Source organism: Kitasatospora sp. NPDC059146, assembly GCF_042786665.1.
In the GTDB taxonomy this organism is placed as follows: Bacteria; Actinomycetota; Actinomycetes; order Streptomycetales; family Streptomycetaceae; genus Kitasatospora.
Window position 1 is genome coordinate 1 of sequence record NZ_JBHZCY010000185.1, and the last position, 13,885, is coordinate 13,885.

At 72.9% G+C, this 13,885-nt stretch carries 15 protein-coding genes; 7 read left to right on the forward strand and 8 right to left on the reverse strand.

Annotation, left to right across the window (positions count from 1 at the left end; genetic code table 11):
* On the forward strand, nucleotides 1-1,398 hold a 1,398-nt coding region (locus ACFXPX_RS41055), incomplete at its 5' end, for an MMPL family transporter (protein WP_380644895.1).
* 152 nt (nucleotides 1,399-1,550) lie between these two features.
* On the opposite strand, the gene ACFXPX_RS41060 is transcribed toward ACFXPX_RS41055, so the two are convergent.
* Both ACFXPX_RS41060 and ACFXPX_RS41065 read right to left on the reverse strand, forming a co-directional pair.
* The gene (locus ACFXPX_RS41060) at nucleotides 1,551-1,982 is read right to left on the reverse strand and encodes an SRPBCC family protein (protein WP_380532747.1); all 432 of its coding nucleotides are present in this window, start codon (nucleotides 1,980-1,982) and stop codon (nucleotides 1,551-1,553) included.
* A gap of 151 nt (nucleotides 1,983-2,133) precedes the next feature.
* Nucleotides 2,134-3,483 (reverse strand): glycosyltransferase, encoded by a 1,350-nt coding sequence (locus ACFXPX_RS41065; protein ID WP_380593627.1) that lies wholly within the window; start codon nucleotides 3,481-3,483, stop codon nucleotides 2,134-2,136.
* Nucleotides 3,484-3,686: 203 nt separating this feature from the next.
* Between ACFXPX_RS41065 and ACFXPX_RS41070 the strand changes: the two genes are divergently transcribed.
* A complete protein-coding gene (locus ACFXPX_RS41070) occupies nucleotides 3,687-5,786 on the forward strand; it encodes a glycosyltransferase (protein WP_380644896.1) in 2,100 nt (699 codons plus the stop codon).
* Nucleotides 5,787-5,984: 198 nt separating this feature from the next.
* On the opposite strand, the gene ACFXPX_RS41075 is transcribed toward ACFXPX_RS41070, so the two are convergent.
* The 4 genes from ACFXPX_RS41075 to ACFXPX_RS41090 form a co-directional block, all read right to left on the reverse strand.
* On the reverse strand, nucleotides 5,985-6,518 hold the full coding sequence (locus tag ACFXPX_RS41075) for a DUF4383 domain-containing protein (protein WP_380529734.1): 534 nt from the start codon (nucleotides 6,516-6,518) through the stop codon (nucleotides 5,985-5,987).
* Nucleotides 6,502-6,837 carry a hypothetical protein gene (locus ACFXPX_RS41080; RefSeq protein WP_380529732.1) on the reverse strand — a complete coding sequence of 112 codons (336 nt, stop codon included), beginning with the start codon at nucleotides 6,835-6,837 and terminating at the stop codon, nucleotides 6,502-6,504. Before ACFXPX_RS41080 ends, ACFXPX_RS41075 begins: the two co-directional genes overlap by 17 nt.
* Nucleotides 6,812-7,255, reverse strand: a complete 444-nt coding sequence (locus ACFXPX_RS41085) for a hypothetical protein (RefSeq protein WP_380529730.1) — start codon at nucleotides 7,253-7,255, stop codon at nucleotides 6,812-6,814. Before ACFXPX_RS41085 ends, ACFXPX_RS41080 begins: the two co-directional genes overlap by 26 nt.
* A 426-nt stretch (nucleotides 7,256-7,681) precedes the next feature.
* Entirely contained in the window at nucleotides 7,682-8,275 is a 594-nt protein-coding gene (locus ACFXPX_RS41090) for a TetR/AcrR family transcriptional regulator (RefSeq protein WP_380529728.1), read from the reverse strand.
* Between the two features lie 126 nt (nucleotides 8,276-8,401).
* On the opposite strand from ACFXPX_RS41090, the gene ACFXPX_RS41095 reads away from it, so the two are divergent.
* A complete protein-coding gene (locus ACFXPX_RS41095) occupies nucleotides 8,402-9,511 on the forward strand; it encodes an FAD-dependent oxidoreductase (protein ID WP_380644897.1) in 1,110 nt (369 codons plus the stop codon).
* 34 nt (nucleotides 9,512-9,545) lie between these two features.
* Here ACFXPX_RS41095 and ACFXPX_RS41100 read toward each other — a convergent pair whose 3' ends face one another.
* Entirely contained in the window at nucleotides 9,546-10,454 is a 909-nt protein-coding gene (locus ACFXPX_RS41100; RefSeq protein ID WP_380644903.1) for a LysR family transcriptional regulator, read from the reverse strand.
* Nucleotides 10,455-10,625: 171 nt separating this feature from the next.
* Here ACFXPX_RS41100 and ACFXPX_RS41105 point away from each other — a divergent pair, with 171 nt between their 5' ends.
* Together ACFXPX_RS41105 and ACFXPX_RS41110 are read left to right on the forward strand one after the other, a co-directional pair.
* Nucleotides 10,626-11,444: an inositol monophosphatase family protein gene (locus ACFXPX_RS41105; RefSeq protein ID WP_380644898.1), complete on the forward strand. Its 819-nt coding sequence runs from the start codon at nucleotides 10,626-10,628 to the stop codon at nucleotides 11,442-11,444.
* 39 nt (nucleotides 11,445-11,483) lie between these two features.
* Nucleotides 11,484-12,080, forward strand: coding sequence for an NADPH-dependent F420 reductase (locus tag ACFXPX_RS41110; protein WP_380644899.1), 597 nt, complete (start codon nucleotides 11,484-11,486; stop codon nucleotides 12,078-12,080).
* A 134-nt stretch (nucleotides 12,081-12,214) separates the two neighbouring features.
* Here ACFXPX_RS41110 and ACFXPX_RS41115 read toward each other — a convergent pair whose 3' ends face one another.
* Complete coding sequence (locus tag ACFXPX_RS41115) at nucleotides 12,215-13,126, reverse strand: aminoglycoside phosphotransferase family protein (RefSeq protein ID WP_380644900.1); 912 nt, start codon at nucleotides 13,124-13,126, stop codon at nucleotides 12,215-12,217.
* 98 nt (nucleotides 13,127-13,224) lie between these two features.
* Here ACFXPX_RS41115 and ACFXPX_RS41120 point away from each other — a divergent pair, with 98 nt between their 5' ends.
* Both ACFXPX_RS41120 and ACFXPX_RS41125 read left to right on the forward strand, forming a co-directional pair.
* Nucleotides 13,225-13,569 (forward strand): hypothetical protein, encoded by a 345-nt coding sequence (locus tag ACFXPX_RS41120; protein ID WP_380644901.1) that lies wholly within the window; start codon nucleotides 13,225-13,227, stop codon nucleotides 13,567-13,569.
* 68 nt (nucleotides 13,570-13,637) lie between these two features.
* A complete protein-coding gene (locus ACFXPX_RS41125; RefSeq protein ID WP_380644902.1) occupies nucleotides 13,638-13,877 on the forward strand; it encodes a hypothetical protein in 240 nt (79 codons plus the stop codon).
* Nucleotides 13,878-13,885: the final 8 nt, after the last annotated feature.

Below are 13,885 nucleotides of genomic sequence, written 5' to 3' on the forward strand. Positions count from 1 at the left end.
GACGCGTCCACCGCCGGAATCCTGTCCGTCCTGGTCTTCGGCGCCGGCACCGACTACGCCCTGCTGCTCGTCTCCCGCTACCGCGACGAACTCCACCTCACCGACGACCGGTTCACCGCGATGGCCCGCGCCTGGCGCGGCACCGCCCCGGCGGTCCTGGCCAGCGGGACCACCGTCGTCCTCAGCCTGCTCACCCTGCTGGCCGCCGAACTCACCGGCAACCGCGGCCTCGGCTTCGCCGGCGCCGTCGGCATCCTCACCGCGATGCTCTTCGGCCTGATCGTCCTGCCCGCCGCCCTCGTCCTGCCCGGACGCCGCCTCTTCTGGCCCCTCGTCCCCCAGGTCGGTGCCCCGGTCACCGCCGACCGCCGCGGCCTCTGGGCGCGCATGGGTGCTTCCGTCGCCCGACGTCCGGCCCGAGTCGCCCTCGCCGGCACTGCGGTCCTGCTGCTCCTCGCCTCCGGAGCGCTCGGCATCACCACCGGCCTGGCCCGAGCCGACTCCTTCCGCGAGGCCCCCGAATCCGTCCTCGGGCAACGCACCCTGGCAGCCGTCCAGCCCGCCGGCGCCGCCGAGCCCCTGACCCTCCTGTCCGCCACCGCAGCGGCCGACCGGACCACCGCCGCGGCCCGGCAGGTGCCCGGTGTGTCCTCCGTGACCCCGACCGACCGGACCGGGAGCTGGGCACGCGCCGACATCGTCCTCGACGCCGCCCCGGGCACCGCGGCCTCCGACCACACCATCAGGCGGCTACGCCACGCCGTCGCCGACGTGCCCGGTGCCCAAGCCCTGGTCGGCGGCCCCACCGCCGAGGCCTACGACACCGCACAGGCCAACGCCCACGACACCCGCATCGTCGTCCCCCTCGTCCTCGCGATCGTCCTGATCGTGCTCATCGCCCTCCTCCGCGCGCTGGTCGCCCCGCTGCTGCTGGTCACCACCGTCATCGCCTCCTACTTCGCCGCCCTCGGCGCGAGCTGGACCATCTTCCGCACCGTCTACGACTTCCCGGCCCTGGACACCAACGTCCCCCTGCTGTCCTTCCTCTTCCTCGTCGCCCTCGGCGTCGACTACAACATCTTCCTCATCGCCCGCACCCGCGAGGACACCGTCGCCGGCCACGACACCCGACGCGCCGTCCTGCGAGCCCTCGCCTCCACCGGCGGCGTCATCACCAGCGCCGGCATCCTGCTCGCCGCCGTGTTCGCCGTCCTCGGCGTCCTGCCCCTGATCACCCTCACCCAGATCGGCGTCATCGTCGGCATCGGCGTCCTCCTCGACACCCTGCTGGTGCGCACCGTCCTCGTCCCGGCCCTGGTCCTGCTCACGGGACGCCGCTTCTGGTGGCCCGGCCGCCCCGGATCCTCAGGCTCGCAGGTCCGCCGGAACCCCTCGTGAACCCCGTCCTGGGGCGCGTTCCGACTCGATGCGCCCCAGGACGGCCCTGCAGTGCGCACCGTCCGGGATGCACGCCGACGTGCAGGAGCCCTTCCTCACCAACGGCGACACACCCGGGCGCCCCACCGCACCACCGATCGCTCCGCCGAAGGTCACGCCGCCGCCAGCACCGCCGGCAACCGGAGCGCCACCGCGTCCGCGAGGCGCTCGAACTCGGCCCGCAGGAACGGCGCCGCGAGGCGCGCCAGGCCGTTGAACCGCAGCTGCGCGCGGTATACCACCAGCGCGTGGCTGCCCGACGCCCGCACCGAGATGTCGTCCGTGGCTGTGACGGTCCGGTTCCGCCCCACGAACAGCAGCCGATCGGGACCGAAGCGCTCCAGGCGGTACTCGAGTTCGGTGCGCCGTCCCCTGAACCGCGAGGTGTTGCGCCAGCGCGACCCTTCCGCCACCGGACCGTGACCGAGGCGTACACAGCTCTCGGTGCCCGGGTCCCACTGCGGCGTGTTGCCGAAGTCTGCCAGGTACCGCAGGACCTCCCCGGCCGGCCGCTCGACGAGCATGGTGCGCTCCACGGTGATCATCGGCTCTCCCTCGACGAGGCCCGCCGCACCGGCCGGCCTTCCCCCCTTCTTCGTCGCGGACGCGTTCTCGGATGGCCCTCCGGAGAACGGTTCCGGGGCTCGCAGCCGATCGCCACTCGTTCTGCCCGTCCGAGCTGCCCACGCCGTGTGTTCAGAGACTGCCGGGCATCTGCGTCAGGAGAGCGGCCGCCGCCCAGTCGGGGCCGCGGGGTCGGATGCGCTTGCTGAGTCCGGCCGCTCCGTTCGCCGCTCCGGCGAGGAGGTCCGCGACTGCGGAGCCGGCGGATTCCGGGGAGAGGGTGTTGGGGTCGAGACAGCGGCCGACGTCGGCGCGCTCGGCGTCGTGGGCAATGGCGAACTGGTCGCTGGAGAAGGGCAGGACAAGTGCGGGGACACCGGCGTACAGCGATTCGGTGAAGGAGTTGTTTCCTCCGTGGTGGACCATGGCGGCCGCGTGTGGGAGCAGTTCCTGCTGCGGGATGACCTGGGCCACGTGAAGCCGCTCGGGGGCGGCCTCGCGCAGCAACGGGTGATTCGTGACGTCGGAGACGCGGTTGCCAGCGGCCACGATCACGGAGGCGGGCGTGTGGCGGAGGATCCCGGAGGTGACGTTCGCCAGGACGTCGTGGCGGGCCGACAGGAAGGTGCCCAGCGCCACCAGCACCACGGAGCGCCGGCCTGCTGTCAGGCGTGCGAGCACGGCCTGCCAGGTCATGTCCACTGCTGCGGTGCCGCTGTGGGGCAGCAGGTGACCTGCGTACAGGGCCTTGGGCCCGCTCGGGGCCGGGGGGAGCCAGGGCAGACAGGGGTAGTTGAAGACGACCGCGTGCGGTGAGCACAGGGCGAAGGCCCGGCCGGGTTCGGGCCTGCCGGGAGCGTGGCGGCGGGCGATCGCCCTGAACGCCGCGGTGAAAGCGGCGTCGTTGGCGGCAACCGCGGCGCGCAGCCGGTCGAGATCCGCTGGGGCGGGCTGGAGGGTGTCGGGCCACGCGTAGGGCAGGCCGAAGTAGGCGTCCGGGGCGGCCGGGAGGTAGCTGGGGTGGCCGGGGCAGAAGGTGGCGTAGGGCAGGCCGAGGCAGTGCAGGGCGAGGGTCGCGGAGTAGGAGAGCTGGTCGACGAGGTACCAGTCAGGGCGCAGCTGTGCGTCGAGGGCCGCGAGGTCGCGCAGGACGCGTTCGGGTTCGGCGAGCATGTCGTCGCCGCGGTGGCGTGCCTGGGTGAGGAGGGTCGCCGTCGGCCCGAGGAACGTCGCGTTCAGGAATTCACGCAGGCGCCGGGTCTCGGCGTGGTCCTGGTGGGTGGTTTCGGCGATGCCGTGGTTGGCGTTGCGGGTGACGGCGAGTTCGGTGAACCCGAGGCCGCTTCGGGTCGCGAGGTCCTCGAAGGCACGGGTGCAGGCGAAGTCGACGCGTGCGCCGTGGTTGGCCAGTGCGGCGCCGAGCACGGCAAGGGGCCTGGCGTGGGAGTGGAAGGGCGGGCTGATCACGGCGACGCGGGCCATGCTGTCCTCCGTCAGGGCTTCGGATCGCGTGCGGGTTCCGATCGTGCCAGGCCTCCAGGGTAGCCACGGCCGGACGTCGGTTGCCGCTACCGGGCCCGCGCGGTGCAGGGGCCCGGATCCGTGCGCGAGCGCCGGGTCCAATCCGTTTCGGCGCTCGTCTCCGAAGGGGCAGGTGACCGTTCGGTGGCACGGGAGGAAGACCGATGACACACCACGTCACGCTGGCTCCGGCCGCAGCAGGGTCGCCGACCGGTGCCGCTGGCGCCGGGGCCCTCGGCGCGTGGCGCAGATTCCACTGGGCCCAGGACGTGCGAGCCCGCACCGGTGGTGACCTGCTCGGACGGCTGGCACGGGCCGAGTACGGCGGCGCCTGCGCCCACCCCGACTCGCTCCTGCCGCGCACCGACCGCCGCGCCGCGCGTCTGCGGCAGCTCGCCCGGAGCGAACGCGCGATGCCGGCCTGGGTGCTGGCCGCTGCGGGCTCATCCCCGGACCTGGAACCGCGGGAACGAATCGCTCTGGGCGAGGCGTGGGAACACAGCTGCGGGCCCGACGGTGGGCTGAACGCGACTGCCGAGATCCGCCGACGGCTGCTCTCGGCACCCGGCCCCGCCGAAGCAGCCTTCCTGCTCGATGTGGCGGACGCCAACGCCCTCAGGCCCCTCTCCGCCCGAGAGGCCGTCGAACTGCGTCCGATGGGGCGGACCCTGAGGCACGCGCTCTGGCGCTACCTGTCGGGCGTGGCCGGTGGCGGCCTCGGGCTGCCGCCGCATCCCGCTGAGGCACGGGATGCCTACGAGCAGTTGCTCCTTGCCGGGTGCTGGGAACGGGTCCTGCCCGGGGCGTCGGCGGGGCAGCGGTTCAGGACGGCCTTCGGCCCGCTGACCGAGCCGTTCACCGCCTCCCCGGTGGTCGCGCAGTCGATGCTTCTGGGCCGCCTGGAGGAACCCGGAGCCGGGCTCAGCGGAGGCATGAGCGTGCTCCTGACCGCACTGGCCGAAGCCCTGTCGGCCCATGCCCGCACTGCACGCGTCCTCACTCTGACCGCCGCCCAGCCCGACGACACCCGACGCGCCGAACTGGTGGGCCGATTCAGCAAGGCGCACCTGCTGGTACGCCTGCCCGTGGACTCGGCAGAGGTACTGGACCCCCAGAACGCCGCTACCCATCAGCCCGCTCTGGCCTGGTGGGCGCGGCGCGCCTTCGAACTCCCCGGAGCACGACCGGACATCACGCATGTCAGGTTCGCCGACGACGCCTCACTGGCCGTCGCCCAGGCCACCCGCCGCTTCGGCGCGAAGCTCGCGTTCACGGTCACCCCCGATCCTCACCGCACGATGGACGAACGGCATGCCGGTCTGCCCCCGGAGCAGACCACCGGCGCGAGCCACGCGCTGCGCCTGGACATGCACCGCATCTTCGTCGCCGACCGCCTCGTGGACCGCGCGGACCTGCTGGTCGCCATGCCCGGGCGGCACGGGACGCAGGAACTCCTCGAACACTTCCCGCAGTTGGAGAAGCGGTCGGTCCATCTCCAGCCCGAGGGCATCGCCCCCTTCCGACCCGCTCCTGACGACGCCGCGACCGGCCGCAGGATGCTGGCGCGACTGTTCGGCTGCGGTGGCAGCGTCGAAAGCCTGGACGCCACCGACCGCCACCTGCCGGTGCTGCTGTGTGTGGGACGCCTTCACCCCGTCAAGCAGCAGGAACAGCTGGTCCAGGCCTGGCTGCTCGCAGGCCTGCACCACCGCACGACCCTGCTGCTGGTCGGCGGGTCACCCACGGCCCCGACCGACATCGAAGCGGCGGTGCGCGCCAGGGTCACCGAACTCCTGGCCACGAACCCGGTCGCCCGCAGGCGAGCAGCCCTGTGGCCCGCTCTGCGCAACCGGCACGTCCGCCTCCTGGAGAGGGCGCTGGCACAGACCGGACCGGGTTCCGCGCTCTACGTGTGCCCCAGCGCCAAGGAGGAGTTCGGGCTCGCTGTGCTGGAAGCCATGGAAGCCGGCCTCCCGGTGGCCGCTCCCCAGCGCGGCGGCGCCTCCCACTACCTGCGCGACGGCGTCAACGGACGCCTCCTGGCCACCGAATCCGTGGCGACGCTCGCCGAGGGCCTGCGCTCGCTCGTCCTCACTCCTGCACCCGGGCTCGCCGCGATGGCGGCAGCCGGGTCGGCCACGGTGCGCGAGAGGTTCGGCATCGACGCCATGGCGGCATCCCTGGCGGACGCCTACCTCACCACGTGCCGCCCGGCTTCCTCGCGGCGGGCCCGGACCGTCGGGAGCCGGGGAGACGACACCTGAGACGGCGCGCGGGGAGGGCCGGCACGGGTCGTGCCGGTCGGCGCAGGTCCGGCCGGTCGGGCCCGCCCGCTGGACCCGACCGGGGCAAGAGGACGAGGAAGCGGCGCGGTGGCAGTACCGTCCTGATCCGGGCCGTTCCCCGCGGAGTCGGGGAACGGCCCGGACGATCGCCGAACGTTCAGTGCGGGCACGGCGTGCTCACGCCGGACGCCCCGGCAGGGCGGGTCGCCCCGGCCCGTCGGACAGTCCCTCGGAGCCGTTGCGACCGGCCGATCGGGGGTGGCGGTGGCGCCAGTAGGGGTTGTCGAGCGGCAGCTTTGCGCTCACCCGCCCGTACATGCCGAAGGTGGCGATCACCAGCCCCATCACGAAGCTGAACAGCACGTTCTGGATCCGGAAGGCCAGGACGTTGGCCGACGAGTCCAGCACCGCCAGGTTCACGAAACCACTGAGGACGAACAGCGTGCCCACGGTGATGTTGATCGTGGAAGCGGTGTTTCCGCCGATCGCCGCTCCGCCGACGAGGACGGCGGCCGTGACCACCGAGACGAGGCTGAGCAGCCCGTTGCTGGACAGACCGGCGATCGTCTCCCCCGAGGTGCTGAAGAAGGACAGCCCGTCGGCAAAGCCGAGACACCCGAACACCAACAGGGCCGCGCCGCAGAGACCGGCCCCGACCCGGTAGACCTGGGACAGCCGGTGGTCGACCGGCAGTTCATCGTGCAACTTCATCGTCCGCTCCGTCGCTCTTGGATCCGGCGGGCTCGCACAACGCGGCCTCTTCCGCAGAATCGGCCGGAGCAGTCGCCCGGACGAGTTGCAGCGGTGCCGCATCGGTTGGGTCCCGGACTTCCGTGGACGGTGGCCAGTCGGGGTGGGTGAGGTGGTGACGCAGGGCGTCGAGGCGGGCGAGGTGGTGGTCGAGGGCGGCGTTGACGGTGCTCGTGGTGGTGGCCACGCGTGCTTCGAGGTCGTGGATCCGGTCCAGGAGGTCCTGCCAGCGCCTTTCGGCGGCGGCGACAGGGTCAGGCGCGGCGTCGGTCGCTGTCATCGCGGAGCTGGGTGGTGTGGTGGGTGAGGGCGTCGAGGCGAGTGGCGAGGTCACGGTGGTCGGCGCCGAGGTGGGGGCGGACGGCGGCGAGGGGCTCTATCAGGTCGGTGGCGCCGAGGGCGGCGGTCAGGGCGGCCTGGGCGGGACGGGCACGGGGAGCGAGTGCGGCCATGGTGATCCGGGCGGCGAGGATCCGCAGCTCGGCGGCGTGGTCGCGGGCCCGGACGGTGACCGATCGGTCGGCGGCCCGCCGGTCGCGGACGGCCTTGACCCGTTTCGCGCCGGTACCGGACCGCGAAGCGTCGGCGGTGGCGGGCTTGAGGCGCAGGTAGCGGTTCTCAGCGGCCTGTCGGCTGGCCACGCCCATCGGGTGGGCGAGGTCGGCCCAGGTGGCGCCGGCCTCCCGGGTGCTCTCCACCAACCCGCCCTACGTCCCCGCGGCTGCGGCCCACGCGCCCCGGCACGGCATCGCGCGGGCCTGGGACGCCGGGCCCACCGGGCGGCTCCTGCTGGAGCGCATCTGCCGCCAGGCACCACCGCTGCTCGCCCCGGGCGGCGTGCTGCTGATCGTGCAGTCCTCGCTGGCGGACCCGGCCGCCACCGCTCCCCGACGGTCGGAGCATCCGGGCAGACCGTCCGGTCACGGCCCTGTGCACCTGCCGCCGCAGCCGCCGCTAACCGTTCTGCGACACCAGCCACCGCGACCGCGGTGCGGACCCGCGGGCGGACAGCTGACCGCGGCCCGGCCCGGCCCGGCCCGGAGCACCGACCGAGCGCACCCGCCGCCCGGTTGCCCCACCGGCCGAGCGAGCGGCCCGGGTCCGCATCCAGCCACGCACCCCGGTCAGGCGCCCGGGTGGGCGGCCGCCCAGCCGTGTTCGAGCAGCGCGAAGGCCTCGTCGGCGGCTCGGCGCGGGTCGGCGTGCCGCAGGACGAGGCTGCGGGCCTCCAGGGCGAAGCGGGCCAGGGCGGCGCAGCTGACGTCGTCCTCGGGCGCGCCCACCGCCTCGGCGACGGCCCTGGCCAGGGCCGCTTCGTGGCGCGTCCACATGCGCTGGGCGTAGTCGCACAGGGCGGGGGTCTCCTGCACCAGGCGCGTGAAGTCGGCGAACCGCGGGTCGGTGGCGTGGACGGCGAGCTGGGTCTGCTTCCGCAGCATGTGCTCGCGGAGGGCCTGGGGGACCGACGTGCCGGGGGTGCGGTCGCGCACGGCGGCGACGAGTTCTGCCTCCAGTTCGTCGTCCTGGTCGAAGACCAGGGCTTCCTTGCCGGAGAAGTGTTTGAACAGGGTGGTCACCGAGACGTCGGCGTGGTCGGCGACGTCCTTGACGCCGACCTGGTCGTAGCCGCGTTCGAGGAAGAGTTCGAGTGCGGCGTCGGCCAGGGACTGGCGGGTCTGGGCCTTCTTGCGCTCGCGGCGCCCGGTCGGTTCGGTCACCCGCCCACCGTACCTCGAAGTGCATTCGCTGCAAAAGTGTAGTCATTGCACTTATTGAGCGAGTGTGGTTTCTTGGTGATGCGCCGGGCCACCCGGCGACCGACCCACCTCCCGAGGGGCACTTCCATGCACTCTGCCCGTGATCCCCGCATCGCCATCGTCGGCGCCGGCCTCGGCGGCCTCACCTGCGCCCGAGTCCTCCAGCAGCACGGCCGCTCCGTCACCGTCCTCGAACGCGAGGCATCCGCCGCTTCCCGCCCGCAGGGCGGCTCCCTCGACATGCATCCCGGCACCGGGCAGGCCGCGCTCGGTGCGGCGGGGCTCCTCGACCGGTTCCACGCCCTCGCCCGCCCCGAAGGAGACGAGTGGCGCGTGCTCGACTTCGCCACCGCCGCCCTCCTGGCACAGCAGGGGCCCTCCGCCGACGGCGGCCGACCGGAGATCGACCGAGGCCAGCTGCGCGGTCTGCTCCTGGACTCGCTCACCGAGGGCACGGTGCGGTGGGACCGTGCCGTCACCGGCGTCACCCCGCTGGCGGACGGCACCTGCCGGCTGCACTACGGCGACGGCACCGCCGAGGACTTCGACCTGGTGGTCGGTGCCGACGGCGCCTGGTCCCGGGTGCGCCCGGCCCTGTCACCCGCCGTACCCGCCTACACCGGCGTCACCTTCGTCGAGGCCGGATTCGACGACTGCGACACCCGCCATCCCGACCTCGCGCAGCTGGTCGGCAACGGGTCGATGCTGGCGAAGGGCGCCGGCAGGTCCCTGGTCGCCCAGCGCAACAGCAACGGCCACATCCGCGCCTACATCGCGCTCCGCGCGCCCGAGGACTGGCACGAGGCCGCCGGTGTCGACCTCGGCGACCAACGGGCCGTGCAGGAACATCTGTTGAGGCTGTTCGACGACTGGGACGAGAGCCTGCGCTACCTCCTGCGCAACGGCGACCGCGGGTTCGTCCACCGGTCCCTGTTCGTCCTGCCCGCCGCGCACACCTGGGAGCACGTCCCCGGCGTCACACTGCTCGGCGACGCCGCGCACCTGATGCCACCCGTCGGGCTGGGCGCCAACCTCGCCATGCTCGACGGCGCCGACCTCGCCCACGCCCTCGTGGCCGAGTCCGGCGTCGACGACGCCGTCCGCGCCTACGAGAGCGTCATGCTGCCGCGCTCGATCGAGGCCGCGACGGGCAGCGCGCAGGGGCTCAACCACCTCGTCCCCGCGACGGCCTCCTGAAGCACCGTACGGTGGGGCGGCCGGGCGGCGCCGACTACGACGACGCCCCGCCCGTGGCCAGCGCGGTTCGCGCCAGACCGCGCAGCCAGGCGTGGGCCTGGTCGGTGTCGTAGCGCTGATGCCACGACAAGTACACCGTCGCCGAGGGTAGTTCGAGCGGGAGGGGGAGCACGACCAGGCCGAGGTCGGCGACCGCGGACCGGGTGGTGGCCTCGGGAACGGTGATCACGAGATCGGAGCCGCGCGCGAACCCCACCGCGGCCGCCTCCGTGGGCGCGGTCGCCACCACCCGGCGGGTGAGGCCGAGCCCGGCGAGGGCGTCGTCGAGGGCGTTGCCGAGGTTTCCGCGTCGCGAGACGGTGACGTGCTCGGCGGCGGCGTACCGCTCCGCGGTGACGGTCCCGCCACCGGTGAGGGGGTGCCCCCGCCTCACCACGACGACGAGACGGGACTCGCCCACGTTCGCGGCGCGGACGTCCGGTGCGCTCGGCCGGTTGGCGTTCGCCTCCAGGTCGACCTCGCCGCGCCGCAACTCCGGGGTGTCGACGCTCGATTCCGCGACGAAGCGCAAGCGCACGCCCGGCGCCTCTTCGCGCACGGCCGCGAGCAGTGCAGGGCCGCTCAGGGCGACCAGGGAATCGTGCCAGCGGAGCGTGAAGGTGCGCTCCAGCGTTGCCAGATCGAGTTCACGGCTCGGTGCCAGCACGCCCTGAACCTGGTGCAACAGCTCGTGCACCTGAGCCCGCACCGCGATCGCGTACGGCGTCGGGGTCATCGTGCGGCCGGTGCGCACCAGGATCTGGTCCCCGGTCGTGCGCCGGATCCGGCCCAGACTCCGGCTCATCGCGGGGGCGGTGACATGCAGGCGCGCCGCCGCCCCGGCCACACTGCCCTCCTCCAGCAGCGCGTCGAGCGCGGCGAGCAGGTTCAGATCCAATTGCATGCGAGTCACTCTAGACGTGCTTGACATGCATTTGAAGTCAATCACCGGGCTGTCTACCGTTGAGGCGAAAGCGCAGGAAGCAAAGCGCAGTTCGGCCCTCGACCGGCCCTCGACCGGCTGTCGAGCGGCTCTCGACCGGCCTCGACACCCCCCTCAGACAGGAGTACCACCATGCCCGAAGCGCCTCGGACCACCGACGTCGCCTCCTCGGACGCCGACCTGCTCGCCCGCACCGCGAACGCCGTCCGCGAGGCGGGTTCGGCGCTGCGCGAGCGCTTCGGCGAGGTGGTCCACCACCGGACCCGCGAAGAGCTGATGCACGCGCTCGCCGCCAACGACGACACGGCCCTCGACATCCTGCGCCCCCGGCTCACCCACCTGCGCCCGGACGCCGGCTGGGTGGAGGACGAGCTGGACGGCGGGGCGCTGCCGCCCGGCGAGTGGTGGGTCGTGGATCCGGCCGAAGGCAACGTCAACCACCTGCACGCCCTGCCGGAGTGGGCGGTGACCGCCACCCTCGTCCGCGACAACCGGCCGGTGCTCACCGTGGTCCACCTGCCGTTGACCGGCGAGACCTACACCGCGCTCACCGGCGCGGGAGCCCACCTCGACGGACGGCCGCTCCACGTCTCCCCCACCGCGGACCTCGGCCTGGGCATCGTGGCCACCAGCCAGGCCCGGCCGGACGAGGACGAGACGGTCGTACGGCGCGTCGGCTCCTCGATCACCGCGATGCTCTTCGACGCGCTCGTCGTCCGCACCGCCGTGCCCGCGACCCTGCACCTGGCGAACGTGGCCGCCGGCCGCATCGACGCCTTCTGGCAGTTCGCCGGCGCCCGCGCAGACCTGCTGCCCGGGGCACTGCTCGTCACCGAGGCCGGTGGACGGATCTCCGACGCCGAGGGCCGCCCCTGGACCCCGCAGAGCGGGAGCTTCCTGGCCGCCGCGCCCGGCATCCACGCCGAGGCCGTCGCCACGCTCTCCCGCTGACCCGCACCACTACCGCACACACGGAAGGACCACATCATCATGACCACGATCGCCGTTCTCGGAACCGGCCGCGTCGGCGGCAACCTCGCCGCCGCCCTCACCCGGGCCGGGCACCAGGTGGCCGTAGCAGACCGCACGCCGGGCGCCGCCGCCGAAGCCGCCCGGACAGCCGGGATCGTCATCAACGCCACCCCGGGCGCCGGCTCGCTGGACCGGCTCATCGCCCTGCGCGAGGAACTGCGCGGCACGATCCTCGTCGACGTCTCCAACGCCACCACCGACGGGCCGGACGGACTGCCCGCCGACCTGCTCTACCCCGGATCGAGCCTCGCCGAGCAACTCCAGGAAGCACTCCCCGAAACGCGCGTCGTCAAGACCCTCAACACCATGCTCTTCCCGGTGATGACCGCGCCGGCCACACTCACCCGGCCCCCGACCGCGTTCCTCTCCGGCGAGGACCCGCAGGCCAAGCAGACCGTCGGCGACCTGCTCACCGACCTCGGCTGGCGGAAGGAATGGATCACCGACCTCGGCGGAATCCGGACCGCCCGCGCCACCGAGGCCGCGATCCTCTTCGTCCCGCACGTCATCCGCTCCAGCGGATTCGCACCCTTCGCGATCTCGATCGCCCGCTGACGTCGCCCGCATCACGGCCAGCCACTCCCCCGACGACGACGAGCCGTACGTCCCGGCCAGGGGCACGCTCACGGAGGCCGCCGTCCGCAGCCCGCAGCCCGGACCCATCGGGTCCACGGCGCCCCTACGGCCCCTCAGCCCCGATCGGTGAGGATCACCGAGAGCACGCGTCGCGCGTCCCGGGCGTCGGCATCGTCCTCGCCCAGGCTGTTGGCGCAGGAGACGAGTGTCTTCCACAGCGCCCAGCCGCGTCCGCGTGCCCAGGTCGCGTCGTCGACGCCCAGTCGCTTGCGGAACACGTCGCGGCCGTCGGCCGAGAGCAGGGTCCAGGCGATCCCGAGGTCGCAGGCGGGGTCCCCCACGCCACAGGTACCGAAGTCGATGACGGCCACGAGCCGTCCGTCGTCGAGGAGCAGGTTTCCCCGGGCCAGGTCGCCGTGGAACCAGACCTCGGTCCCGTCCCACCGCGCCTCGAGCGCCTGGGTCCACAACTCCTGTGCCGACGCGACGTCGATGCGGCCGCGCAGCTCGGCCAACGCACCGAGCGCCTGCGCCTCGTAGGTCCGCAACGTCGCTCCACGGAACCAGTTGTGCTTGCCCGGCCGTGGCCCTTGCGAGGCGTCCACGCCCTGCAACGCGGCGACGAAGCCGGCCAGGCCCTCTGCGAAGCGGACCGGATCGACGACGGACTCGAACGTCGCGGGCGTGCCGTCGATCCACCGGTAGACCGACCACACGAACGGGTAGGCCGCACCGGGACTCCCCTTCGCCAGCGGCACCGGGACCGGCAGCGGGAGAGCGGCTGCCAGCTCGGGGAGCCAACGGTGCTCCTTCTCCACGGCCAGGGCGTACTCCTGCGCGCTCGGAAGGCGGAGCAGCATGTCGTCGCCCAGGCGGAAGGTCCGGTTGTCCCAACCGCCGTTCTCCACAGCGGTCACGGGCAGCGCGGCCCATTGCGGGAACTGTTCGGCCACGAGTCGCCCTGCCTGTTCGGCACTGACGGTGACCCGCCGGGGCATGGGCCCGAGATCCGGAACATCGTTCAACAGGTACCCCCTCGTCCAACTCGGGTGCGGGCGGGCGGACATCGCTTCTCCGGTCACCCGCGCGATGTCCCGTTTCGAAGTATCGCCATACTGACGCCATGCACAACACCTCCCACCCAGTGGTCCGACAGGCGCAGTTTCCGTTCCCCGACGGGCGGTTTCCGCCCGATCTCGGCGCCGTGGTCCAACGGACCGTCGGGGAAGGACGCCTGCCGGCGCTCGTGGTCGTCCACGACAGCGACGGCGACTGGCTGATCGGGGACGGTGTCAACGATCCGAACCTCCCGGACGCCAGCGGGCTGTACTGCCTCGCCTGCCTGGTGGAGGGGGATGCCTCCATCTCCGAGACCGCGACCCTGCCGCCCGGCTTCGCGGCCTACCGGAACGGGCCCGGCCTGCCCTGGACGATCGAACCGTTCCGCTACGGGGACGGCGAAGGCTGAACGTCGGGCTCACACAGGGAACTCAACCGTAGAACCGTGGAGTTGGTGGAAAGGAGGAGGTTGACTCCATGCCCGAAGCCATCGAACCCGATGCCGCCGACATCGCCCACGACCTGATCAACGCCGTCATCGCGGAGTACAGCTCGCTCATCGCGCTCGCCGGACCCACCGATGCCGCCCGGCTGAGATCCGAGAGAGCGCGCTACATCGCGGAACTCCAGAACCTGGGGACGGCCGGCCCTGATCGGCTGCGGACGATCCTCGCCGAGTACCCGTCCGTGCTGGTCATGGTGCGGGCCGGCCGGTGACGTCACCG